The sequence below is a fragment of the Blautia sp. DFI.9.10 genome (genome assembly GCF_024461705.1).
GTDB classification, from domain to species: Bacteria; Bacillota; Clostridia; order Lachnospirales; family Lachnospiraceae; genus Blautia_A; species Blautia_A fusiformis.
Window position 1 is genome coordinate 153031 of record NZ_JANGAA010000004.1, and the last position, 24255, is coordinate 177285.

Below are 24255 nucleotides of genomic sequence, written 5' to 3' on the forward strand. Positions count from 1 at the left end.
GTGATTTATGATGAAATTAATTCAGAATATTGATGTTTATGCTCCACAGCATCTGGGGAAAAAAGATGTACTTATGATCAATGATAAGATTGTTAAGATTAAAGATGCAGGTTCTATATCCGCAGACGGATTTCTTTCTGAGGCAGAAATGATCAATGGAGATGGGTTACTTTTAACTCCGGGATTTATTGATAGTCATGTTCATGTACTAGGAGGCGGTGGCGAAGGTGGATTCGCCAATCGTACTCCGGAAGCAACTATGGAGGGACTTACGAAGTTTGGAGTAACAACAGTTGTTGGCTGTCTTGGAACAGATGGGATCGGTCGTGATATATGTGCACTGGTTGCAAAGACAAAAGGATTGAATGAGCAGGGAATGTCTGCATACTGTTATACAGGCAGTTATCAGATTCCGGTTCGTACGTTGACTGACAGTATTGTGAAAGATATTATGATGATTCAGGAAATCATTGGAACTGGAGAAATCGCGATCTCTGATCATCGGTCTTCACAGCCGACTTTTGAGGAATTTGTACGTGTCGTTGCGGATACAAGACTTGGTGGTGTTCTTTCCGGGAAAGCTGGTATTGTAAATGTTCATCTTGGTGACAGTCCGAGATGCTTAGATCTTATTGAACGGGTGGTAGATGAGACAGAGATACCGACTTCTCAAATACTGCCAACACATATCAATCGAAATGAGCTGCTTTTCTGCAAGTCAATGGAATATGCGCTGAAAGGCGGAGCAGTAGATTTTACCGGAAATGAAGATATTGACTATTGGGAAACTATCTGTGATGAGGTACGAGTATGTAATGGTATCAAACGGATGTTAGATGCAGGAGTAAATCCTAACCGCATGACAATTTCTTCTGATGGACAGGGAAGCCTTCCGATGTACAGTAGTGATGGCGAATTTCTTGGAATGGGCGTTGGACAGTCCAGCTGCCTTCTGAAGGAAGTTAAAGAGTGTGTGTTTAAAGCGGATATCCCGTTGGAAATTGCACTTTCAACAATAACATCCAATCCGGCAGAAATCCTTCGCCTTAATGGAAAAGGAAAGATTGAAGAGGGCTATGATGCGGATCTTTGTATCCTGGATCAGGACCTGCAGCTTGTTGAGGTAATAGCAAGAGGTAAAACAGTGTATACAAAATAGAATCAGAAATATCCGGTATAAGAACAGATGTGTTCCGTACCGGATATTTTACTAGCATACATTCTAATAGATGGGGGCAAAATAATGCTGACTTATACATATGTTTCAAAGGGAAAATTTGAACTAATGGAAAAACCGAAACCAGTGCTCATGCATGAACGAGATGCCATTGTAAAGGTGACACTGGCCAGTATCTGTTCCAGTGACCTGCATATTAAACACGGAAGTGTTCCGCGTGCAGTCCCGGGAATTACAGTTGGCCATGAGATGGTAGGTATTGTTGAGGTAGTCGGTTCTAAGGTGACGCATGTAAAACCGGGAGACCGGGTGACTGTAAATGTAGAAACCTTTTGCGGAGAGTGTTTTTTCTGTAAGAAAGGATATGTAAACAATTGTACCGACAAGAATGGTGGCTGGGCACTTGGCTGTCGTATCGATGGGGGACAGGCAGAATATGTCCGGGTTCCTTTTGCAGATCAGGGATTGAATAAAATCCCGGAAGGTGTTACGGACAGACAGGCTTTACTGGTAGGAGATGTTCTTGCTACTGGTTATTGGGCAGCACGTATTTCTGAAATCACAGAGGAAGATACTGTACTAATCATTGGAGCCGGTCCAACGGGAATATGTACTTTACTTAGTGTTATGCTGAAAAATCCAGCGAAGATCATTATATGTGAAAAGGACGAGACACGTATTCACTTTATTAATGAGCATTATCCGGAGATTCTTACTGTTTCACCGGAAGACTGTAAAGAGTTTGTTAAGACTAATAGTGAGCATGGTGGAGCTGATGCAGTCCTTGAAGTTGCCGGAGCAGAATCGACATTTAAACTGGCGTGGGAATGTGCCCGACCAAATGCAATCGTGACAGTGGTTGCGCTTTACGATAAAGCGCAGATGTTACCACTCCCAGATATGTATGGTAAAAATCTCACTTTTAAAACAGGTGGAGTGGATGGCTGCGATTGCGAAGAAATTCTGAAGCTGATATCAGAAGGTAAGATCAACACGGAACCGCTGATTACGCATACATATCCGTTAAACAGGATTGAAGAGGCATATGAATTGTTCGAAAATAAGAGAGATGGTGTGATTAAAGTAGCAGTGGAATGCTGAGAAACAGGTACGGGAGGCTGAACAATAGTGAGTTTATTACAAGTAATTTTACCCGTGATCATAATGCTTATTATTGGGATGATCTGCAGAGAGAAAAAACTGATCCGCCCAGAGAGAATTGAAGGACTTCAGGCATTGGTTATGAATTTTACACTTCCAATCTCATTGTTTTATACCTTTTATCGACAAGTATTAAAGCAGATATTGTGATATTTCCGGTTACCTTCTTCGTAGTGACCGCAGGTGGGATTTTTGCAGGAAGGCTGCTTTGTAAACTTGTAAAAGAAAAAGATGTCTATTTTCCCTTTACACTGACAGGATATGAGGCAGGAATGCTGGGATATGCTTTGTTTGGTATTCTGCTTGGAAATGATAAGATCACGCAATAACTTGCTTAATCTTGCCCCATTTTGCCAAGATGGCAGCTAAAACACACATTTCACAAATCCCCGAAATCCATTGCAAAACAGGGCATTTCCGGGCAAATCAAGGAGAAATAAAACAATGATAAAAATATTTTTCATCTGCCACGGCACTCTTTGAAAGATTCTTCAAAAAGCCGGTAAAATCAAGGTCTGGAAGGCATAGGCGGTTAGAAAATAACCCGAAAATAACCCATGGGATTTTGTGCAGATATTACATGTAAATATAGATGATGTTTGGGATGCAACATGATAGAAGAGCTGTAAGATTTTGAAAAGAAAATCTTATGGCTTTTTTTGCAAACAAATAGAAGAGGAAAATAGTGGTGAAAAAGTTATTGACATACACCACAAATATAGTTATAATTCCAAATGTTTGAATTATAACTATTTATATAATAAAAGAAGGAGCTAAATAATAAATGGATGATTCATTTCACTACCTGTCTATGATAAACCATATGACTATCCAGAAAAAACTAATGGAACAGCTGGCAGACACAGGCCTTACCTTGGGACAGCCCAAAGTATTGGATTACCTGAAAGATCACGATGGTGCCAGCCAGAAAGAGATTGCGGCAGGATGCCTCATCGAGGCAGGATCTTTAACGTCCATTTTGAACCGTATGGAAGAAAAAGGTCTGATCGAAAGAAAAATGCTCAATGGAAACCGTCGTACTTTTCATATTTTTATGACAGAATCCGGAAAGAAAAATCAGAAGCTTGTGGAGGAGGCTTTTAAGAAAATAGAAAAAACTGCATTAAATGGTATTTCCGAAGAAGAGCAGAAGTTGTTTATGGATATTTTTTGCCGAATCTACCGAAATCTTGCAGATATGAAATGATCCGACGATAAAAAAATATGAAATGAGGAGGAAATAAGAAATGGAGAAACTAAAACGATATTTAATATTTCTGGTGGGATTATTTGTAAACTCCCTGGGAGTCAGTCTGATCACAAAGGCAAACCTAGGAACATCCCCGATTTCATCAATTCCTTACGTATTAAGTCTTAATTTTCCATTTACACTTGGAAACTTTACCATCTTTTTCAGTATCTTTCTGATCGTACTGCAGTTGATCATCCTGAGAAAGAACTTTAAATTGGAGCACATCCTTCAGATTCCGGTATCCATCATATTTGGATATTTTATTGATCTTACCATGATTCTTTTTTCCTGGGTCAATCCGGAAGCGTACATCATGAAGATTGTATATCTTCTCATCGGATGTCTGATTCTTGGCGTAGGTGTATATATGGAGGTCTTGGCAGACGTTGTCATGCTTCCGGGAGAATCTTTTGTCCGTGCTATTGTTCTTACATGGAAAACAAATTTCGGAACAACCAAGATCTGTTTTGATGTATCCATGTCAGTGATCGCTGCTGTACTTTCTTTCGTATTTGCAGGAAGACTGGCTGGTGTAAGAGAAGGTACCGTTATTGCTGCCCTTCTGGTAGGCTTTATCGCTAGACTCATCGGTAAGAAACTTGTATTCCTGAAAGATATGATTTTCCCGGAAAGCGTATCTGCAGAAAACGAGAACGAAGCAAAAGAACAGACAGCAGGAACCTATGGAAAAAATGTTATCGCCATTGGAAGACAGTTTGGAAGTGGCGGCCACGATATTGGCAAGATTCTTGCAGAAAAGTTGGGATATGATTTTTATGATGCGGAGATTATCCAGATGACAGCAGGAACCACCGGATACACACCGGAATTTATCAAGAAAAACGAAGAGATCATGACAAACAGTCTCATCTATGATCTGGTTAATCAGATGTATCTGAATGCGGATATGCAGGATGAAGCGCCGAAGGATAAAATTTTCGAGGCAGAATGTCAGGTTGTACGTAATCTTGCGAAAAAAGGCAACTGCGTGATAGTAGGCCGTTGTGCAGATTACGTTCTCAGAAATTCCGGAAACTGTCTGAAAGTATTTTTTTCAGCGCCTCTTGTGAGCAGAATTAGAAGAGTGGCACAGAGACAGAATATCTCGGAGGGAGAAGCCAAAGCTACGGTTCAGAAAAATGAAAAACTCCGTGCAGATAACTACCGTTATTACACCCGCCGCATGTGGGGTGCAGCCGGAAACTTTGATCTCAGCCTGAATACAGATTTGGGAGAAGAATATATTGAGAACTGCATCCGCAGTGCTATGAAACTGTAAAAATATATAAAGCCTTATAATATTTGTCGTAAATGATATAGCCCCTTAAGGAACAGTCAATCTAAAAATCATATTTGAGGGACATATCATTTGCAGTAATATTATAAGGCTTTTTCTTTTCTACTGTATACAGATAAGACACATACAGGACTTATAAAGTATTTCGGTATTCCGCTGGTGTCATATGGAACTTTTTCTCAAAAATTTTATAAAAATGCGTAATGTTGGAATAACCGATCTCTTCCATGACAGCAGTAACAGAACGATCAGGCTGCTTTAACATTTTCGCCGCTCTGGACAGACGGATATTCTGGATAAGAGAAGAAAAAGTCTGTCCCGTATAATTTTTTAGGATAAAAAGCAGGAATCCTCGGCAATTCAATTACCGAGATGAAAGCGTAAACTGTGCATGTCTACACTCATAATGAATGAAAAGATTGCAGAAAAGTACAACACAACACCAGAAGAGGTACGCAGAGAAATGCAGATAGCCATAGATGCAGGATTTGATAATCCTGATCCGGCTGTGCAGGAAGTATTTATGGGAAACCTGAATCCGGTCATAAGGAAGGTGAACCGGATGTAGTAGGAACATTTTCCGTAAATCGGGATGAAAATTTAACCGTGATGGCTAACCGGGGAGATATTGAGGATTGATGTTCGCTGATAATAGGTATCTATGATATCCTGTAAAGTAATCATATTCATTTTTTCTTCAGCAGTTTTTTGGATTTCATTATAGAATTCCTGTAAAGATAACTGAATATTAATGCCAACGCCGCAATCAGGGTTGGTATGAGTATCTAAATGGAGCAGCGGCTTCTCGCCTTCAACTGCTTTATAAATATCCAGCAATGTAATCTGATCTGCTGGTTTTGAAAGAGAAGGACGGGCATGTCCGGCTACACTGGTCATAAGTCCGGCTTTTTTTAGTTTTAACATAAGCTGGCGTACAAAGCCGGGATTTGTATGGACACTTTCTGCAATTGAGGCACTGGAGAGAGATTTTTCCTGGTTGATAGCAATCAGAACCATCACATGAACAGTATCGCTTAATTTTGTTGAATATTTCATGATAAGAAACTCCTTATAGTATGATATAATGATTTTTTTCACATTTTTGAGACAAAAATATTTCTGGTTTGTCTAAAACATTTCAAGTTCTCAACAGTTCTTCTTAATGTGTTGAGAAACTGTGCATATTTATTATTTTGATGATTGTAAATAATATAATTACAACTATAATGAAATTTAAAGGAAAAGTCAACACAGTAATGAAACTTACGGAGGAGTGTATAATATGCTGATCGTAGACAAATCTATGAAACTATGACTGAGGTAATGAGTTTTGTCCAGGAATGGATAAAAGAGAATCCGGACAAAGTTAGATTTATGAGAACACTAAAATCCTTGTATAAACATTGATTATTACATGATACTATAAATGTTCACAAAGGAGAGCTTATGGAATACAAAAATCAAACAGAAAATCGTGCATTTCAGGAAATGTTGCAGGCAGCAGTAAAACGGCTGGAAAATCGTTCCGGAGAGGATCTTGCTGCAAAAAGTGGGGCTGTTTTTCATAGCAGTCGAAATGTGCTTGAAGTACTGAGTTTTTATGAAACGATTGAAATTCAACTCCCTGAGTTTCGTATTAACTCAAACATGGACGAATGGCATTATCTGACATTGCTGCATTATCTGGATATGGCCGATGGAACAGAAGGTTCACAGAAGCTCATTACTTTTGGTAACCTGAAAGATGGAATGATTCGAGGAACCAAGTTTGACCGGACTGCAGAGCAGAAACTGGAAAAGCTTTTGCAGGATAAAGATCCTGAGAAAATTCAGAAAGCATGTAAAAACCTGGGTGCAGAATTCACAGAGACAAAGGTGGATTTGTGTGCTGTTTTTCCAGTCCTGCCAAGATATCCGGTAACTTTAAAGATATGGTTTGCAGATGAAGAATTTCCTGCATCTGGCAAAATATTTCTTCAGGATCATGCCGATCATTATCTGAGTGTAGAAGATGCGGTAACAATTGGAGAAATTTTGCTGCAAAAATTATCGGAAGCATTTTCTTCCCTCTGATCATGGATCAGAAAACTTTCCAGTCCGGCTTTGATAAATTTGTCAATTGTTGTCTGAATCTGTTTCCAGTCATTACAGTGATTGCGTAGCATCAGTCTGTTGATGGAAAGGCAGCCATTCATTTGAAAATAAAAAACCGATTCTGCCTGCTCAAAGGTCAGGAGGCTGTGTGACATAAGCCAGGTCACATAGCCTTCTTTTGTATTTTCTGCTAATTTTTCCAGAAGAATGGGGGCAATTGCATCATCCAGAAACAGTGCCCTGTATTGTGATTCCATCTGTATTTTCTGACAGAACGGATAGGAACAGCTTTTTTGATTTAGACAGAATAAATGATCTACAGTTGTTAACATATCCTGAGTCATATCATTAAAAATATCTGATAATACATCATGGATATCGTAGTAATGAAGATAAAAAGTGCCACGGTTGATTTCAGCATTTTTACAGATCTCTGTAACTGTAATTTTCGTAAAACTCTTCTGCTTTAACAATTCTAAGAACGTATCTTTTATGGTTTGCCTGGTATAGCGGGTACGGCGATCTTGTTTTCTCGTTTTTTCTGACATTATATACTCCTGTATTATTTGGTATCATATGATTCCTCAACAATTTTTCTGATGTGTTGAGTAGCCATACAAATTTCACAGATTGATTATTGTAATTTATATAGTAACAACTATAATGAGATTTAAAGAAAAAGTCAACAGATTGTTCAGAATTTTAGGAGGAAAAACATGGGACATGTAATTGCTGTATCAGGAAAAGGCGGTGTAGGGAAAACAACCCTTTGTGGATTGTTGATTCAATATTTATGTGAAAATGGAAAACATCCGGTTTTAGCTGTAGATGCAGATGCAAATGCGAATTTGAATGAAGTGCTCGGCGTTGAACCGGAGATTACACTCGGAGAACTGAGAGAAGAGATTGAACGTGCAGGAGTTGATCCACGGTATCAGATTCCGACAGGAATAACAAAACAGGCTTATCTGGAAATGCGTCTCTCCGATGCAATTGCAGAAGAAGATGATTATGATTTGATGGTAATGGGGCGAACCCAGGGACAGGGCTGCTATTGTTTTGTAAATGGTCTTGTGCAGACCCAGGTTCAGAAACTGCAAAGCCATTATCCATATATTGTGGTTGATAACGAAGCAGGTATGGAACATATCAGCAGAGGAATCCTGCCAATGATGGAAGTTGCGATTCTTGTAAGTGACTGTTCCAGAAGAGGTGTTCAGGCGGCCGGACGTATTGCAAAGCTGATGAAGGAGTTAAACTTTAAACCACAGAAAACCGGATTGATCGTGAATCGTGTTCCAGATGGAAAACTGGATGCCGGAACTCTGGAAGAAATCCGAAATCAGGGACTGGAACTGTTAGGGGTTGTACCACATGATGACCAGGTATATCAGTATGACTGTGATGGAAAGCCGATCATACGGCTTCCGAAAGATTCTCCTGTAAGAAGTGCACTGGGAGAAATTGTAAAGAAGTTAGGATTGTGAACTGGAGGATTGAAAGTATGAAGATTGAGTAAATAGAAATATTATCTGATTTGGTATAACCAATTGCAAAGAAAGGAAAATCCTCATGAGAAATCATTGGACAGAAATAGAAAAATATTTAGAAGACCAGAAGATAGCGCAGGAACTGATTGGAGAACTGAGAGATTTTCACATGCGTTATGAGGTAAAGGATCAGATAAAGGAACGGGTAGAAAAACCGGATATCTTATTTTATGGGAAAAAGATTCTGGAAATGTCAATAGCAGCGCTTCTTCAGGGAGATAACCTGTTACTTTCCGGTGCGAAAGCTACAGGAAAAAATGTACTATGCGAGACACTGGCATGGATATTCGGAAGACCGGAATACGACATTTCTTTTCATGTAAATACAGACAGTGCCGATCTGATCGGAACGGATACCTTTATAAATAATGAGGTTCGCCTTCGGAAAGGCCCCATCTACCAATGCGCGGAATTTGGAGGATTTGGAATCCTGGACGAAATCAATATGGCAAAAAATGATGCGGTTTCTGTATTGCATGCCACACTGGATCATCGGCGCAGAATTGATATTCCAGGATATAACAGGATTTTACTTCATCCGGCAACACGATTTATCGGCACGATGAATTATGGTTACGCAGGTACCAGAGAGCTAAATGAAGCATTGGTTTCAAGGTTTATGGTAATTGATATGCCTGAAATGGATGAGGATAGTGTCCTTTTTGTATTAAGACAACATTTTCCAGATGGGAAAAAAAGTGCACTGAAAGCCTTTGCAGGACTGTTTCTGGATTTGCAGATCAAAGCTTATCATGGAGAAATCTCAACAAAATCTCTTGACCTGAGAGGATTGGTTTCTGCTGTAAAAGCAACAAGAAGCGGACTTTCTCCAATTGATGCAATCCAGATGGGAATCATAAATAAAAGTTTTGATGTATTTGAAAAAGAGATCGTAGAAGATGTGGTTTCTACCAGAATCCCATCTTCCTGGACCGGAAAAGATATATGGGGGTAAGCTTGTATGGAGGATGTCAGATGGCCGGCGGAACAACTGGAAGAACATCGTCTGGAGATCAGCAATCGTATCAGAAATCTTTTTTGGACAGTCAGTGGTGATTATGATATGGAATTTGAACCGGATACAGAAAAATATGTTTATTCAAAACAAACGGTTCTGTATGAGGCAGTGAAGCAGGGTGCCTTTGCACGATATTTTGATCAGAAGAAACTTGGCATGTATTTGATGAAAAAATTACATTTTTCTGCTGGAGAAGATATGCTTTTGCCTCTTGCCGGATTATGCATGGATGCTGCAGTGAATCGTTTTATCATGCGAGAACGTTTGGGAACAAAGGAAATCAGAGAACAGGCGTTCAGAGAATTGGAAAAGGCCGAGGAAGAGCAGGTATCAGACAAAGCTGGAACAGACCTGATTCACAGGATTAGGCTTCTGTATATAAGGCATGTTCTGGAGAACACAGACGATGAGGGAATGGATCCACAGGCAGAGATTGCATTGTACAAGATTCTTTCTCTGAAGGATGCGGAAAATACGGAAGAGGTCATAAACGTGATAGATGAGATTTATAATCATGTTCTGGATCCCTCTTTTGAAAAAAGGAATGGAAATCTGGAGAAGATTCTGAATTTACCGGATATGGCATTGGCCAATGACGCGTGGCAGGAATGCATGACGGATGAACAGATGGAAGACATCATTCAAAAATATCTTTCTAATCTCAAAAAAAAGATGATGTGTCTGGATATCAGAAACAAAAAGAAAAAAAGATTTTATTTCTCTCCGGAAAATGAAGAAGTTCCGGAAAGCTCGGAGAATATAAATCCACAGGCAGTGCGACGGATACGGGAATATGTGGAACTGAATTACGGAAAATCGTATCTAAGTGAATCGGAGCAGGCCAGAGTCAACCGGAAATTTTGTACAGGAATCCACAAAAACTGTATCCTGTATCTTACAGATGGAATTTTACAGAACCCTGTGATAAAAAATAATCAATACCGTTTTTCTCAGCTGCAGTTTGAAAAAAATAAAGCCTATTATGGAAATAATCACTGGATCATCAAAAGAAATATTTCTGAGTTGGCAGAGTCACTGAAACGGGCATTTATAATCCGAAAGGATGATTTTGTCAGCAGATCTGATGCAGGGCAGCTTGTTCCTGAAAGGTTATGGAAAATTGGAAGAACAGACGATGACAAGTTATTTAATAGAAAAAAGAGATCAGAAGATTCTGAGTTTGTAATAGATGTCCTGATTGATTCCAGTGGTTCCCAAGCTGGCAGACAGGCTCAGGTAGCGGCGCAGGGATATATTATCAGTGAAGCATTAAGCCAGGCAGGAATTCCTCATCGGGTGTCAGGATACTGTGCTTTCTGGGGATATACAGTACTTCAGAGATTTCGGGATTATGAAGATCCAAGGGAAACAAATGAAAGAATCTTTCAATTTCGGGCATATGCCAATAACAGAGATGGGCTTGCACTGAAAACAGTCTGTTCCTCTCTCATGGAGCGACCGGAAAAAAATAAGATTTTAATCGTATTAAGTGATGGAAAACCATGTGATATGAGCATACAACGACCAGGAACCCGCCAGCCCAAGATCTATGACGGAGAAGGAGCTGTGAAAGATACTGCATATGAGGTGCGTCGGGCCAGAAATCAGGGAATTTTCGTAATTGGTATTTTTGTAGGGAATGAAGAAGAACTCTCCGTGGAAAAGAGAATCTATGGAAAAGACTTTGCCTATATTCGTAATATCAGCAATTTTTCCCGTATGGTAGGAACTTTTTTGCGAAGACAAATTGATATGGAATGAAAATGGAGGAATCACTATGGGTAAAATTGGATTTGCCAATTGCCAGGATGTAAGAAATCAGAAAAAGATACGGGAATTAGATTGTCCACGCTGTCATGAACCGGGAGGCATTGAAGCCTTTGTGAAAGACGGGATACTTGCAGAGGATGGAGTATGTGATAACTGCGGATATATTCTTCCAGAAGGAACAGAACTGGAGGAAGTGGAGTAAGAAGCATTCAAGGAGATAACAGATGAAAATTGCTGTAACTGGAAAAGGCGGAGTAGGGAAAACCACGATATCTGCAGTATTAGCACGGCTGTATGCAGAAGAAGGGAAAAAAGTATTTGCTGTAGATGTGGATCCAAATGCAAATCTTGGACTTGCACTGGGCTTTTTCAGAGGAAGAACTGGAGAGTATTACGCCTATCAGTAAAATGAGAAGGTTGATTGAGGAGAGAACAGGTGCAGATAAAAGTAATACTTTTTATAAAGTCAATCCAAAAGTGGATGATATTCCTGAAATTTACGGAAAAGAAAATAATGGTGTTCGACTTCTGGTTCTGGGAACTGGTCCTATGTCAAGATTTAGTACAAGTTAAAAAAACAAAATATCTGCTGTTGGAGCAAACTCATTATACATCAGAAAGCCCTGTACGATATTTTTTTATGAAAAAGTTGTAAAGTGGTGTAAAGATTAATGATCTTTGTATTGGTACCGAAAATATATTTATTTCTCCGCGGCTTTTCTTCCAGGATGTGAGAGTGCCGCGGAGAATTTTTTGCGAAGAAAGAATTGCTATAGCTTTTGTAATTCCGGGAAAACCTTTATTTAAGAAAAAAATACAATATTAACATGAATATCATGAATATAATATTGGAGGCTGTGAATATTCCCAAATACTTCCCTCTCAGATTCCTGTTTTCTTTTGCAATATATTTGAAACTTATCAGGCTTGCCATGGATGCAATCAGAGTGCCGAGACCTCCAATATTGGTTCCGACAATTAAAGCCCGGTAATTATCTGTAAAGCCGGATAAAAGAAGCGCAGCGGGAACATTGCTCATAATCTGACTGGCAAGAACAGCAGTAAGTGTTTCCCTTCCTGCCATGATTCTTTCCAGAAAACTGCTGAATTGCGGAATCCTTCCAAGGTTGCCGATAAAAATAAATAATGCGATAAAGGTGGCAAGCAGGGAGTAATCCACCCTGCTTATATTTTCCCTGTTTCTTAGCAGCATATATATAAGAACCAATACAAGAGGAATCTGGTATGGAATGATACGTGCAACAGTGAGCAGGCAGATTGTAAATAAGATCAGGTAAGCGGCCAGGTATTCCATGTTAAGTTCTTTTCTGTCAGAGAATCCCAAAAGAGTTTTATCTTTTTCGGAACCGCATGCGTGAGGTGCTTTGGCAGCGGCTACCTGTATCCATATCAGAAGAATGATAAGTGCTGTGGCGGAATAGGGAAGCATCAGGGTTATTAATTCTGCCGCGGACATCCCTGCTCTGGCATATAGATAAAGGTTCTGCGGATTTCCGATTGGTGTGAGCATGCTTCCGAGATTAGCAGCGATTGTCTGCATGGCTACTATTTTAAGAAGCCAGTAATTGCCCAGTTCCTTTGGCAGTTTATGCACAATGATCAGTGCAAGAGGAACAAAAGTAATCAATGCCACATCATTGGTGATCACCATTGACAGGAAGAAACATAAGAGTACCAACAGCCTGATCACACCCACAGTTCCCGATGTTCCCATAAGCAATTTTTTGGCAAGTATATCAAAAACACCAACAGCCTTCAAACCAGCTACAATTGCCATCAAACAGAATAGGAGCCCGAGAGTCCTGAAATCGATATAAGTAAAATAAGCCTTATCCGGTCTGACCCAGAACATAGAAAGAAGCGCCAGGATCACTGCAATTGACAAAACGGTTTCTTTCCTGAAAAAAACATATAATTTTTGTAACATAATATTTCCTTTCCGGTCTGATACGATCGCGTATAAGTATATCACAGAAACATCCAGAAAAAAAGAATATCATTTTGTATTGTGGATTGTGTTTGCGATTACCGCCTCATTCCTGTATAATAAAAATGTTATCAATGGCGACATCATTTCAAAAGTTCAGAATATGAAAGGAAAACGTTTTGGAAGAACTATACAGAAAATATCAGGGAAAAACAATAAAAGATGACTATGGGAAAAAATTCCAAGGAATTTATAGATTTTGCAAATGACATGAAAAAGAGCATGAAAATTAATGCCGCAAAATATGGATTAAGGCTTATTACCTTTGAGACGGGGCATTACGATATGTGCGGATATTTTAAGGACAACGAAACAAAAAAAGTATGCATATTTTTCATTCCATGAATGCAGGAACCACCCCATAGATTTCGACATGATGAACTCTAAGGGATTTCTCGTCCGTTCTGCAAAAGGATTGAACGATTGCACTGGAGGATATAACAACTTGTTGCGTATCTGCGTCATCAGAATCTTTATGCGATAAAAGAAAAGTGCCAGTACGGATCCATTCAGGTTCCATACAGTTACTATGACTGCGGTATACCGGATTATTTTACGAGTGTACCGCTGCACTGGCACAGTGAAATGGAATTAAATTACATAAAATCTGGAAATGTTTTTTTCAAATACGAGGATCAGACCATCTCTGCCAAACCAGGAGACATCGTTCTGATCCAGCCCAACGTCCTTCATGCTATCATGTCGGATGAGCACAGCTCTTTTTTTTATGATACCATTGTTTTTCATCAGAATATGCTGGTGGGAAGTTACGATGACCGTTGTTATACAGATATTCTGCTGCCGATCTTTTCTTCCAGACGAAGAGTTCTGGTCCCTGTATCTCAGGACCCCCCGGGGTATCATGAACTCCATGATTCGGTCCGGACTATTATGCAGTGTGCGCACAAAAATCTTGCAACGTCTGATCTGTTACTGAAAAGCGAACTGCTTCGCTTATTTTATCTGCTGGCATCGACACCGGGACTCTGCACCGAACACACGGTTTCGACAGAATCTCGTATGACCGAAACACTTCGGCCTGTTCTCACTTATATACAGAAACATCATTCTGAATCTGTCACCATAGAGCAGCTGGCAAAGATCGCTCATATGAGCAGCAGTTACTTTATGAGCTGTTTCAAACAGAATTTCGGTCTCGGAGCCATTGAATATCTGAATCAGGTACGTATCCGATCAGCATGCGATCTTCTGCGCAATACGGATCGCAGTATCTCCGACATTGCTTTCGATACCGGATTTCATAACCTTTCAAATTTCAATCGACAGTTTCGCACCAAGGTAGGATGTTCTCATCAGACTTACCGAAAAGAATCCGTTCTTTCCTGATAGATCCAGTAAGTGATCATCAACATGATCCAGGCGCCGATCCAGGCAGATACTTCTGCCAGAGCAACACCACGAAAAGCCAGATATGGAGTCAGCAGCTTTACCATGACCACTCGAAGAGACACTTCCAGGACTCCTGAAAGCATCGGAACAAACGTATGTCCCATGCCCTGACACCCGTTGCGGAACACAAACAGCCATCCCAGAGGAAACAGACAGATGCCAGTAACCGCCAGAAAATCTCTTGTGTAAGAAATAATCGACGCATCATTCAACATGAAAGAAGTCAGAAATTCAGGAATACACAGCAACATCAAAGCCAGTGGAATATTTATCAGGATCGTCAGGATAACTCCTTCCCGGATACCGGTACGTATCCGCTCCTTTTTTCCGGCACCATAATTCTGTCCCACAAAAGTAAGAAGTGCCAGGCCTACTGTATTTGCCGGCTGTTCAAAAAGACTGAGGATCTTGGTGCATGCCGCATAGGCAGCCACATAGCTTGTTCCCATATTGTTGACAAATGTCTGCAACACCATTCCACCCACTGCAGTGACAGAATTCATAACGGCAACAGGCAGACCTTTCAATGTCAGTCTTTTGATGATCACACTCTGTGGTTTCCAGTCCGTTTTTTTCGGGATCAGATTTTTTTCCCTTCCTATGTAGTAACAGCAGTAAAGCGCAGACAGAACCTGTGCCAGAACAGTGGCTAACGCTGCGCCAAAAACACCCATATGCAGCGGAAAAACGAATAACAGATCCATCAGAACATTAGCAATGGCGGAAATTATCATTGCAACCAGAGGCACCCGGCTGTTTCCGACGGAACGCAGAAGTGTCATGGCAAAATTATTAAAAATTGTAATGGTGGTTCCCGCAAGAATTGTTCCGAAATATTGCAGTGTTTCCGTCATCAGATCTTCCGGTGTATGGAGAAATGTAAATAATTGCCGCATGAAGGCCAGACTTACCACTGTGATCACAATCCCAATAGCCAGACAGATCCAGACAGACATTGCCAGCTCCTTACGAAGTTTTTCATAATTGCCACTTCCAAAAGACTGAGAAATACAGATTCCCAATCCTCCTGTCAGCCCAATTGCGAAACCAATGATCAGAAAATGTACGGAACCGGTATTTCCGACTGCTGCAAGTGCCGTATCGCCAATTCCTTTTCCCACCACCATAGAGTCTGCAAAGCTGTATAACTGCTGAAACAGATTTCCTGCCAGGATCGGCAGAAAAAACTGTACCAGTAAACGCATGCAGTTTCCCTGCGTCATATCATTTGTCGTGTTCTTACCCATTATGTTACCTCCTGATGTCTAAACGGTACTCTCCAAATACTGTCTGCTTTTAGCCAGTATTTTACTACTGAAATGATACTTTTTCTATGACATTACTATGCTGAAATATTAGCAGAAAGTTTCTTGTTTAAATTTTTTATGATGTTTTCAGAGTTATCTTTTGAATAATATCTCATTTTTGCTGCCGATAAATAGTCCATAATAATACCTCCTCTTCAAAATTAATTCTATCATAAAATGACATATAAATCTAATAAAGATATGCTTAAAAGACAAGAGTTCATAATGATTAGTGAACATCATAATATTTTTAGAGTAGCATCCAAATATCACAAACCGATTTGATGAGGAGAAAATACCAGAGCAAGATCCACCCGTGTATTACAGTATTGTCATTTTGACAATTTTGTATTACTTACGAGTAGCAGACCTTGATTGGGATTACGTCCCCATACCCACTGTTGATTTATACTTAAAACTGACCCAGTTTTAACGAGGAAAATTGACCCACCAACAGCAGTGGCAATGAGTAAGTAGAACTGTACATACAGAAATGACCCACTTGAAAATCAGGGGATTTCTGAATTCAGGTGGGTCAGAATTAAACGTAAAAGTGGGTCAATTTTACTTGACAATCAACAGTAAAGTGATTGTGATATGCCAAAAAGATAGGACAGTAGAAACGATAATCTACTGCCCTGAAAATTAGAATTCCTGTGAGAGTGGCATCCAATGGTCATCTGCCATATCATGTGCGAATTCTGTATTGTTGATGTAAAGCTGATTGTCTTTGTCACGGACGAATCCCCAGTGGAGGGAATGTTCCGTAGCATAGTTCTTGAATGCATTGAATTTGTTCTCAATCTGAATGTCGATATTCTTGTCTTTGCCCTTGGACTCGCCACCCTTGGTCTCAATAACCCAGACAGTGCCGTCTTTCTTCATAATTATATAGTCAGCATAGAAGAGCCACTGATTCTGAAGTCCATCCCTATATACGATAGAGAAGTATTGCTGACCGGTGTCTCCGTTCTTGTAGACCCATTCAATATCATCACGGTTTTCGCAGAATTGTTCAAATAGCATTTCCGATGTACTACGAACAAGGCTTGTGGCATATCCGGAAGTATAATCATGGTATGCGTTGGCCAGGTATTCCACTTCATTCTTTACACCCGGGTCGTACTTATAGAAGTCCTGCTCTGGAATATGGAAGATTGACTTCTTCGGATTGAGAGGTAGTGTCATCTGCGTATTCATATCTGCAGTCACTTCACGGAATTCTTCCTTGAGCCTGTGCTCGTTATTGATGATAAATGCGTAAAATTCTGAGGTATCCAGTAACAACAACTTCTTATAAGAAGAGCCACCTCTGCGGAACAGACGCTCCAGTATGGTTTTTACCTTGGCAGACTGCATGCCGATGGTGCTCTTAATTGCATCTACGGAGTGGAGCAGCTCAATACCATGTTTGTGGGTATTCACATGCTTGCGAGTGGTGTAGTAGGTAGTGCTCTCAGCGACCATATCGGTGCGGACATATTCGCCATACAAAGCATGACCGATAATTTCATCACCGAACTGATAGCCTGCTGCCATAAAGCGGAGCTTATTATCTGTGGTGCTTGTGGACAGATTATATTTTCTCACCAGAGCATCGTAGATTTTATTCAGAACATTACGCTCGCCCAGACTGCCGACATCCAGGTCACGGATTTCCTTTTCTAAGGTGAAGGTCTTGCATTTTTCCTTGAGGAACAATCTGCGAGTCTCGTAGGCCTTATCCATATTGGAGAGAAGTCCTGCTTTGTATTTCTCATCAAAGGTATAGACATAGCAGAAATCCAAGAGGTCATCTTCGTAGTGCTTTGCCTCTGGCATACGGCGAATTCGGCCGATGGTCTGAATTTCAAAGCTCTCGCTCATGCCTTCTCGTAGCTTGACGAGAATCTTGGCACGAGGACAGTCCCATCCGGTGCTGATGGCTTGTTTCATAAGAAGAAACACAGGGATAGCATTATTCACGGTCAGATTGTCTGGCAAGTCCTTTTTATCTTCACTCATCCACTTGCTGACCATGCCATTATCGTAGGTGTACCCCATAGACTCCAGTTTCTGCTCTACAGCGACAATGGTCTCTGGCTGTCCGTTCGGGAACTGTATAAGAACGAGAGGACGGATATTTTTACCGATTTCCTTATATCTGCCAGCGATAGCTTTCCTTTTTGCATCTGCAAGGTCGAGCAGATAATCGTAATCATCGGTAATTTCTGTGTTGTCAGCTACGCCTTCATTGACATAAAGAGCCTTGGTAATAAGGCCTGCGTCGATAACATCTACTTCATCGATTTCAAAGAACTCGTATCTCTTATTTTCAATAGCGGTAGCACTGACACGAACAATGTTCTTGGACGCAAATGCATCGATGATAGTCTTCGCCTTGGCGGTGTTGTTGGAATGCTCCTCATCAATAATGACGATAAATTCCACACCGGCACGATGCGCATCCGCAATACGATCAAAGAGATTCTTACGCTCGCTATCACGAATAGCTGTGTTACCACGTTTGGTTACAAGTTCCCAGTTGATGAATGTAGTGCTGCCGGGTGTAAATCCATTTAGCAGTGCATCGAACAGATTTTGTGTTGTTCTGCCCGGAGCGAACTTCATCATTTTCTCACGGCTCTGTTCCTCAAGATTACCTTTGCCGGGGCAGAGCCAGATAAAAGCAGTATTAGCACTCACGTTGGTAAGGTAGGTATCCACATAATCGATGAGGATGATGGTTTTACCGGAACCGGTTGGCGCCTTCATAATAATTGTTTGTTTACTGTCTTTCTTGGAAGTAAGGTCAATCAGCTTGATAACAGCCTTTTCCTGAAAATCAAATAGCTTTATGGATAATCCGGAAGTTACCATGATTCGCCCACCTCCTGTAACTCAAATTTGAAGTAGTCATCCGGGATAATATGGATGTCAACATCGCCGAATAGCATATTTTGCTCTGTGGTGAATAACACATTTCTGGAAACATACAGAGCTTTCACATCCTTATATTTATCCCAGTGCTGTTCCAGTGCATCGGCCTCCTCATCGGTGAGAACCAAGAGATACTGGCTACCATCTAGATTGATACCATGCTCCAGCTGAATCATCTCTTTAATATGGTCAAGCAGCTCATCAGTAAGAGAATCCGAGTCCTTGGAGACGAAATCGGTGCGATAATATTTCAGATTGGCAGGGATGCCATTTGAGTAAGTGCTTCCATTTTCTCTAATTCCGGAGATTATAGTTTTAAGCCGAGGGTATGTTATATGCGAACAAATATCGTTTTGATTATTAGTACAAAGGATAAATGTTCTGTTGCCGCCATCTGATAAGTTCAATTCGAGTACAGATTCTCCAGTAGTTCCAGACCCAGCAAAAAAGTCCAAAATTGTGCTGTTTGCATTGGTAGTTGCACGAAGAATTTCAGTAATAAATTCTAACGGCTTGGGATAAGGGAAACGTTTGTCTTCAAATATGTTACGCACATGAGAAGATCCCTTTGTTGTGAAAAATTCTTTTTTTGTCCATATAGTGGGTATTTCACTACCTACCGTTTGGTTTTTGCCAAATTTAAGTGTTGGCATATTTTCTTCAGTGCCAATTACAGGAAGTTCTCCTGATTCTATTTTTTTGATAACTCCTTCTGGTAAATACTGCACGCTATATTCGTTAGGGTTATTTTTTGATTTGTTCTTGGAAATCTTTATATAGCCTTTTGCCCAGTCGCTTAGTAAACGAGGTGATATCAGTCTCCAAACACAGTCGGTACCCTTGCTACTGACTGGCCATAATGTAGCTGCTCCATTAGGTGCTTCATCATAATCAAAAACAAAGTCGGTAGGCTTCCCTGTATACAAACCTTCTGCAATACGTTCAGTAAGGGATTTGCCAACACCAATAATGTGCATGGTTTCTCTATCTATAAAAATAGGATATGTTTGATTAGGACGTGTTGTTTTATCAAATGTACTTAAAGTTAACCCTTCAAATGGACTACGCTCAATACCTCCAGTAAAACTCATTGTTTTCGGATTGAAATCTGTAGGCGTAATGAATACTAGATATTCCTGTAAGAATGTAAAACCACCATTTGGTTTGCCGCCTGAGGTTTGCACTGTAACACATGTTACCTGTTTGTTTTCAAACATCTCTTGGCACATAACCATTAAATTGTGAACTTCATGGTAACCTATGCTGATAATAAGCACTCCAGAGCTAGATAGTAGCCTTTTAGCTATTTGAAGTCTTTCATTCATAAAAGACAGCCATTTACTGTGGCGAAATCCATCGTTCTTATCTACAAAAGCGTCATCGTAGATAAAATCTTTATTTTCGGTATTGTAAGGGGGATCAATGTAGATAACGTCAATCTTGCCAGTATGGGTCTTTTCTAACAATCGGAGACTATGAAGGTTATCGCCTTCAAGAAGAAAATTGACTCCGCCTGTGGTAGTGGTGATTTCTTTGTCCGCGCATTCAGTAAATACGGGAATGTTATCCCTCATCTGTACATCAACGGCTTCTTCGTGGCGTTCCCACACGAGGCCGTATTTCTTTGCGTTTAATTCGCTTTCGATTTCTCCGAGGGCAATGAGCACCTCATCATCATCTTTATGTTCTTCACGGATGGTTTCGAGAAATGCCAACATGCGCTGACGTTTCTCCTGCGATAAATTAGCCATCGTTCTCATCCTCCTTATCTGGTATAAATTCAATAATATCGTCCACTTTACAATTCAGCACACGACATATCTTTTCCATGGACTCCAATGATACATAGTAGTCACGGCGGAGCCTTGTGGATATATTGGCACTGTAGCCAGCCTCCTTCTGAAGCTGAGCCGGTGTCATTTCTCTATCAATTAATAAATGAAATAGCTTCTTATATGTAATAGCCATGTTCTTCCTCCATAAATTATCGTCAATAACTGCCCTCTATTTTATCACGAATATGTGAAAATATCTACTAGATAAAAATTACAATATAGCAACATTCTTTATGATTTACTGAAATCGGATGAACAGAAAAATTTCCTTGTGTTTTATAAGGAACACAAGATGATTATTCGCACAGCGTTTGCAAGATATCTGGAAGCGCATCCAGATTTAAGGAGGCGATGTTAAATGACAAAGACAGGAATTAGAAGAGACTCAGAACACCGAGTGTTGCGCAGAGGCGAGTCAATTCGGTGGGATGGAAAATATCAGTTTAAATATCATGTAAATGACAAGGCGTATTTTGTATATAGCTGGCGCCTTGAACCAACAGATAAACTTCCGGCAGGAAAGAAACCATGCTTATCACTTAGAGAACTTGCTGCGATTTTTATTTTCGTAGCAAGGTTCAACACACCGTATCGGTGTGGGAAGTTTTAGTGATATAGAAGAATAGTTGTTTTGAAGGCGCTCTGGCGATGGCTGGGGCGTTTTTTGTTATGGAAATGAGAAAAAAATGACGATATAATAAATAGTATATCAGATATAGAAGAAATGGAAAATGCCCGCAGGAAATTGGAGAAAGGGCAGAAGAAGCTAGTGAGCCAGAAAATGTCTAATTCGGTTTAAGACACAAAAAGGTTTGGATGCGTTTTACGATTATGTAGAATTTTGAAAGTATACTTTAATTTGAAAGGATGAATGTGAATGGCAAAAGGATTATATGATGAATACTACACGAATGGAAAGATTGAGCTGGCTAGAACTGGAAAAAATGTTTCATTAAAAAATCATTTTACAAAAGATGAAATAAAGCAAAGAAATCATGAAATTGCTTCACATTATGAAGAATCAGTAAGCGATATATCAAATTTGGTTGCTGGCATCAGAGAAAAAATAAAAAGGTGTGATCCATTGTTATTGCTTGTTACGGCAAATGATTTAAGTATGGTTCAAATGGTAAATGTTTTGTCTGATGTGCAATTAGAAAATAGCAATGTCGGGAGTTTAAGGTTAGTCGAGTATATTCAGAGTGTGCTGGTTTCAACAAAACTGGATAATAATAAGTATGATAAAGAGACACAAGACAAAATTATAATGGAAATTTTAAGTGATATAGAAGAGCTATATACTAAGTGTCAATATTTTTATTTTATATGGGCTGCAAGAGAATTTGAAAGAGGTGTATTTTCAGATAAAGAAATAGAATATATAGTTGAAGCGCAATTATTCAGTAATGTTAGAGGAAATAGATATCAATTTCAGCAACTCAATGATTTAGCAACTTTAATTTTACCACATAATAGTATTATGGAAGAAATATATGGTATATCCGCAAAGAATTTTATTGAAGGATTAAAGAAATTAGAATATGCATTATCATCTGCTAAATTAGATGCGTTTAAGAATTTGACAGATGAGTTCAAGAAATTTCAAAGTAAGGCTATAAATAAGTCTCAGGAAGAATTAGAAGATTTATTCGACGAAGTCAGAGAATATACGGATTCTAAATCTGTTATGGCAAAGTGCTTTGGATATGATTTGCACGATGTAAAAAAAGTTACAAATTGGGGTGATAAACTGGTACAGAGTTTTTCTTGGAAGATAGGTGAAAATGCGGATTTCTTTGAAAGGTCAGAATATCCTGGGTGGCCAATTCAGGATTTGCCTGTTCAAAAACGCCCATTTATTAATATAAATGGGGTTTGTTATTGTTTTGACTATTATAATTTATTTGATAATGTCTATAGAATTTTGCAAAAAAATATTAGACTCTATAATGATAAATATGCAACTAAATGGTCTAATATTCAACAGGGAGCAAGTGAAGAATTAGTTGCTGATAAATTCAAAAAGTTGATGCCTAATGCAAACGTTTATGTTGGAAATTATTATCCGGAGGCGAATTCGCTAAAGAAAATGGACGAGAATGACATAATGGTAATATGTGATGATATAATAATTATTGCAGAAGTCAAAGCTGGTTCATTTACATATACGCCTGCGATAACTGATTTTGAAGCACATAAGAATTCGTTTAATTCGTTGATAGGTAAAGCTGACTATCAGTGTATTCGTACATATGAGTACATTGAAAAATGTGACCTGGTCAAGTTCTATACAAAAGATAAGAAAGAGAAATTTGAATTTGAACGCAAAAAGATAAGAAAAATATATTCTTTATGTGTTACAGTAGATAATTTTAATGTGTTTGAAGCAAAAATTGAAAAAACAAATTTCTTTAACATTGCTAATGGTACAATAGCTATTAATATTGATGACTTGGATGCATATACATTTTATTTTGAATCTGAATTATGCTTTTTACATTATTTAAAGCATAGGCAGGCAGCAACAAGGCTAAGGACATTAATGCTTACAGATGAATTAGATCATTTGGGCATGTACATAGATAAAAATGCATATGAAGATTTTGTGTATGATAATAGAGATTGCACATCTTTTGTAGCTATTGGATTTAGAGAAGATATTGATAAATATTTTGCAGGAAAACATAATCCTGCACTTCATATTGATAAGCCAGAACAACCAATTCCGGAATACATCAATGAAATTTTAAAATATCTAGAAAGCAATAATGTTCCAGGAAGAGTAAAGTTTGCTGAATTTTTATTAGACTTATCCTATAATACTCGAGTAGACTTTGATGAAGCGGTAAAAAACAGAATTCATAGAGAACAGGAACTAGGACGTGTAACACCTGTTTGGTTTGAAGGAGATTTTGCATATTGTGCAATTGTTAATATTCCGAATATTCAATTGCTTGATAAAACTTTTTGTAAAAAATATACATATGCGAATATGTTGGAAAGAAAATATGATAATTGCTGGTTTATATGGTTGGAATTAAACAATGCGGGAAAAATAGTAAATATTTTTGCAGAAGAATTAGAATATAAAAACCATAGTATAGACGGATTTTCGGATAGAGAATTAAGAGAGCTTGTTGATTTTGTAAAGAAACAAAGAAGAAAAAGTGGAATAACAATGCCTAGTCCGAGACGTAAGAAGATATATCCTAACGATATATGTCCATGTGGTAGTGGAATGAAATATAAAAAGTGCTGTGGGCGAACTAAGTAGTACCCCATCCACTTTTTACTCCGTTTCTACTACGATTGCTGTACACATCCTGCAAAATTTTGCTAAGATTTGCATTTTATGTACAGAAATGACCAATACATAAAGAAAAATTAATACCGCGCAAAACGCTGCAAATGGCAGCAGAAAAGCGCCTTTTGAAAGGAGTTTATATGAGTATTCGAG

Annotated in this window: 22 protein-coding genes and 2 pseudogenes; 16 read left to right on the forward strand and 8 right to left on the reverse strand. The window is 39.2% G+C overall.

Annotation, left to right across the window (positions count from 1 at the left end; genetic code table 11):
• Positions 1-10 precede the first annotated feature (10 nt).
• From iadA to NE671_RS04130, 5 genes are all read left to right on the forward strand, one after another.
• A complete protein-coding gene (iadA, locus tag NE671_RS04110) occupies positions 11-1159 on the forward strand; it encodes a beta-aspartyl-peptidase (RefSeq protein WP_173740249.1) in 1149 nt (382 codons plus the stop codon).
• 84 nt (positions 1160-1243) lie between these two features.
• Complete coding sequence (locus tag NE671_RS04115) at positions 1244-2278, forward strand: alcohol dehydrogenase (protein ID WP_202030724.1); 1035 nt, start codon at positions 1244-1246, stop codon at positions 2276-2278.
• Between the two features lie 206 nt (positions 2279-2484).
• Positions 2485-2667 (forward strand): hypothetical protein, encoded by a 183-nt coding sequence (locus NE671_RS04120; protein ID WP_173740199.1) that lies wholly within the window; start codon positions 2485-2487, stop codon positions 2665-2667.
• 455 nt (positions 2668-3122) lie between these two features.
• Entirely contained in the window at positions 3123-3545 is a 423-nt protein-coding gene (locus NE671_RS04125) for a MarR family winged helix-turn-helix transcriptional regulator (protein ID WP_173740198.1), read from the forward strand.
• Positions 3546-3585: 40 nt separating this feature from the next.
• Positions 3586-4869, forward strand: a complete 1284-nt coding sequence (locus tag NE671_RS04130; RefSeq protein WP_118753211.1) for a cytidylate kinase family protein — start codon at positions 3586-3588, stop codon at positions 4867-4869.
• A gap of 151 nt (positions 4870-5020) precedes the next feature.
• Here the strand turns inward: NE671_RS04130 and NE671_RS16160 are convergent, their stop codons facing one another.
• Positions 5021-5251 carry a helix-turn-helix transcriptional regulator gene (locus NE671_RS16160; protein ID WP_118608482.1) on the reverse strand — a complete coding sequence of 77 codons (231 nt, stop codon included), beginning with the start codon at positions 5249-5251 and terminating at the stop codon, positions 5021-5023.
• Positions 5252-5293: 42 nt separating this feature from the next.
• Here NE671_RS16160 and NE671_RS04135 point away from each other — a divergent pair, with 42 nt between their 5' ends.
• Complete coding sequence (locus tag NE671_RS04135) at positions 5294-5455, forward strand: sporulation initiation factor Spo0A C-terminal domain-containing protein (protein WP_227589032.1); 162 nt, start codon at positions 5294-5296, stop codon at positions 5453-5455.
• A 32-nt stretch (positions 5456-5487) separates the two neighbouring features.
• Here the strand turns inward: NE671_RS04135 and NE671_RS04140 are convergent, their stop codons facing one another.
• Entirely contained in the window at positions 5488-5943 is a 456-nt protein-coding gene (locus NE671_RS04140) for an Rrf2 family transcriptional regulator (protein WP_110102406.1), read from the reverse strand.
• 390 nt (positions 5944-6333) lie between these two features.
• Between NE671_RS04140 and NE671_RS04145 the strand changes: the two genes are divergently transcribed.
• Positions 6334-6960 carry a DUF3786 domain-containing protein gene (locus NE671_RS04145; RefSeq protein WP_256163695.1) on the forward strand — a complete coding sequence of 209 codons (627 nt, stop codon included), beginning with the start codon at positions 6334-6336 and terminating at the stop codon, positions 6958-6960.
• Here the strand turns inward: NE671_RS04145 and NE671_RS04150 are convergent.
• Positions 6882-7529 (reverse strand): TetR/AcrR family transcriptional regulator, encoded by a 648-nt coding sequence (locus NE671_RS04150; protein ID WP_147603414.1) that lies wholly within the window; start codon positions 7527-7529, stop codon positions 6882-6884. The genes NE671_RS04145 and NE671_RS04150 overlap by 79 nt on opposite strands.
• A 168-nt stretch (positions 7530-7697) precedes the next feature.
• Between NE671_RS04150 and NE671_RS04155 the strand changes: the two genes are divergently transcribed.
• The 5 genes and pseudogenes from NE671_RS04155 to NE671_RS16005 form a co-directional block, all read left to right on the forward strand.
• Positions 7698-8468, forward strand: coding sequence for an ATP-binding protein (locus NE671_RS04155; RefSeq protein ID WP_015524503.1), 771 nt, complete (start codon positions 7698-7700; stop codon positions 8466-8468).
• 85 nt (positions 8469-8553) lie between these two features.
• Entirely contained in the window at positions 8554-9486 is a 933-nt protein-coding gene (locus tag NE671_RS04160) for an AAA family ATPase (protein WP_195656043.1), read from the forward strand.
• Positions 9487-9492: 6 nt separating this feature from the next.
• Positions 9493-11310 (forward strand): cobaltochelatase CobT-related protein, encoded by a 1818-nt coding sequence (locus NE671_RS04165; RefSeq protein WP_256163696.1) that lies wholly within the window; start codon positions 9493-9495, stop codon positions 11308-11310.
• A 16-nt stretch (positions 11311-11326) separates the two neighbouring features.
• Entirely contained in the window at positions 11327-11521 is a 195-nt protein-coding gene (locus tag NE671_RS04170) for a hypothetical protein (RefSeq protein WP_059085501.1), read from the forward strand.
• Positions 11522-11543: 22 nt separating this feature from the next.
• Positions 11544-11862 (forward strand): annotated as a pseudogene (locus tag NE671_RS16005) (nucleotide-binding protein); the annotation flags it as partial.
• Positions 11863-12118: 256 nt separating this feature from the next.
• On the opposite strand, the gene NE671_RS04180 reads toward NE671_RS16005, so the two are convergent.
• On the reverse strand, positions 12119-13267 hold the full coding sequence (locus tag NE671_RS04180) for an SLC13 family permease (protein ID WP_227589036.1): 1149 nt from the start codon (positions 13265-13267) through the stop codon (positions 12119-12121).
• 228 nt (positions 13268-13495) lie between these two features.
• On the opposite strand from NE671_RS04180, the gene NE671_RS04185 reads away from it, so the two are divergent.
• Positions 13496-13672: a hypothetical protein gene (locus NE671_RS04185; RefSeq protein ID WP_161215702.1), complete on the forward strand. Its 177-nt coding sequence runs from the start codon at positions 13496-13498 to the stop codon at positions 13670-13672.
• Between the two features lie 222 nt (positions 13673-13894).
• On the forward strand, positions 13895-14674 hold the full coding sequence (locus NE671_RS04190) for a helix-turn-helix domain-containing protein (protein ID WP_256163713.1): 780 nt from the start codon (positions 13895-13897) through the stop codon (positions 14672-14674).
• Here NE671_RS04190 and NE671_RS04195 read toward each other — a convergent pair.
• From NE671_RS04195 to NE671_RS04210, 4 genes are all read right to left on the reverse strand, one after another.
• Positions 14647-15984: an MATE family efflux transporter gene (locus NE671_RS04195; protein ID WP_173740196.1), complete on the reverse strand. Its 1338-nt coding sequence runs from the start codon at positions 15982-15984 to the stop codon at positions 14647-14649. The genes NE671_RS04190 and NE671_RS04195 overlap by 28 nt on opposite strands.
• Before the next feature lie 705 nt (positions 15985-16689).
• Entirely contained in the window at positions 16690-18903 is a 2214-nt protein-coding gene (locus NE671_RS04200; protein WP_256163697.1) for a DEAD/DEAH box helicase, read from the reverse strand.
• Complete coding sequence (locus tag NE671_RS04205; RefSeq protein ID WP_256163698.1) at positions 18897-20714, reverse strand: site-specific DNA-methyltransferase; 1818 nt, start codon at positions 20712-20714, stop codon at positions 18897-18899. The genes NE671_RS04200 and NE671_RS04205 overlap by 7 nt, the downstream gene beginning before the upstream one ends.
• Positions 20707-20931 (reverse strand): helix-turn-helix domain-containing protein, encoded by a 225-nt coding sequence (locus tag NE671_RS04210; RefSeq protein ID WP_256163699.1) that lies wholly within the window; start codon positions 20929-20931, stop codon positions 20707-20709. Before NE671_RS04210 ends, NE671_RS04205 begins: the two co-directional genes overlap by 8 nt.
• Before the next feature lie 225 nt (positions 20932-21156).
• On the opposite strand from NE671_RS04210, the pseudogene NE671_RS04215 reads away from it, so the two are divergent.
• Positions 21157-21348 (forward strand): annotated as a pseudogene (locus NE671_RS04215) (integrase DNA-binding domain-containing protein); the annotation flags it as partial.
• Between the two features lie 327 nt (positions 21349-21675).
• Complete coding sequence (locus NE671_RS04220; RefSeq protein WP_256163700.1) at positions 21676-24072, forward strand: SEC-C metal-binding domain-containing protein; 2397 nt, start codon at positions 21676-21678, stop codon at positions 24070-24072.
• Positions 24073-24255 lie beyond the last annotated feature (183 nt).

Coding starts and splice junctions, on each gene's coding strand:
- iadA (WP_173740249.1), top strand. CDS start 11: ATGAAATTAATTCAGAATATTGATGTTTATGCTCCACAGCATCTGGGG.
- NE671_RS04115 (WP_202030724.1), top strand. CDS start 1,244: ATGCTGACTTATACATATGTTTCAAAGGGAAAATTTGAACTAATGGAA.
- NE671_RS04125 (WP_173740198.1), top strand. CDS start 3,123: ATGGATGATTCATTTCACTACCTGTCTATGATAAACCATATGACTATC.
- NE671_RS04130 (WP_118753211.1), top strand. CDS start 3,586: ATGGAGAAACTAAAACGATATTTAATATTTCTGGTGGGATTATTTGTA.
- NE671_RS04135 (WP_227589032.1), top strand. CDS start 5,294: ATGAATGAAAAGATTGCAGAAAAGTACAACACAACACCAGAAGAGGTA.
- NE671_RS04140 (WP_110102406.1), bottom strand. CDS start 5,943: ATGAAATATTCAACAAAATTAAGCGATACTGTTCATGTGATGGTTCTG.
- NE671_RS04145 (WP_256163695.1), top strand. CDS start 6,334: ATGGAATACAAAAATCAAACAGAAAATCGTGCATTTCAGGAAATGTTG.
- NE671_RS04150 (WP_147603414.1), bottom strand. CDS start 7,529: ATGTCAGAAAAAACGAGAAAACAAGATCGCCGTACCCGCTATACCAGG.
- NE671_RS04155 (WP_015524503.1), top strand. CDS start 7,698: ATGGGACATGTAATTGCTGTATCAGGAAAAGGCGGTGTAGGGAAAACA.
- NE671_RS04160 (WP_195656043.1), top strand. CDS start 8,554: ATGAGAAATCATTGGACAGAAATAGAAAAATATTTAGAAGACCAGAAG.
- NE671_RS04165 (WP_256163696.1), top strand. CDS start 9,493: ATGGAGGATGTCAGATGGCCGGCGGAACAACTGGAAGAACATCGTCTG.
- NE671_RS04170 (WP_059085501.1), top strand. CDS start 11,327: ATGGGTAAAATTGGATTTGCCAATTGCCAGGATGTAAGAAATCAGAAA.
- NE671_RS04180 (WP_227589036.1), bottom strand. CDS start 13,267: ATGTTACAAAAATTATATGTTTTTTTCAGGAAAGAAACCGTTTTGTCA.
- NE671_RS04185 (WP_161215702.1), top strand. CDS start 13,496: ATGGGAAAAAATTCCAAGGAATTTATAGATTTTGCAAATGACATGAAA.
- NE671_RS04195 (WP_173740196.1), bottom strand. CDS start 15,984: ATGGGTAAGAACACGACAAATGATATGACGCAGGGAAACTGCATGCGT.
- NE671_RS04200 (WP_256163697.1), bottom strand. CDS start 18,903: ATGGTAACTTCCGGATTATCCATAAAGCTATTTGATTTTCAGGAAAAG.
- NE671_RS04205 (WP_256163698.1), bottom strand. CDS start 20,714: ATGGCTAATTTATCGCAGGAGAAACGTCAGCGCATGTTGGCATTTCTC.
- NE671_RS04210 (WP_256163699.1), bottom strand. CDS start 20,931: ATGGCTATTACATATAAGAAGCTATTTCATTTATTAATTGATAGAGAA.
- NE671_RS04220 (WP_256163700.1), top strand. CDS start 21,676: ATGGCAAAAGGATTATATGATGAATACTACACGAATGGAAAGATTGAG.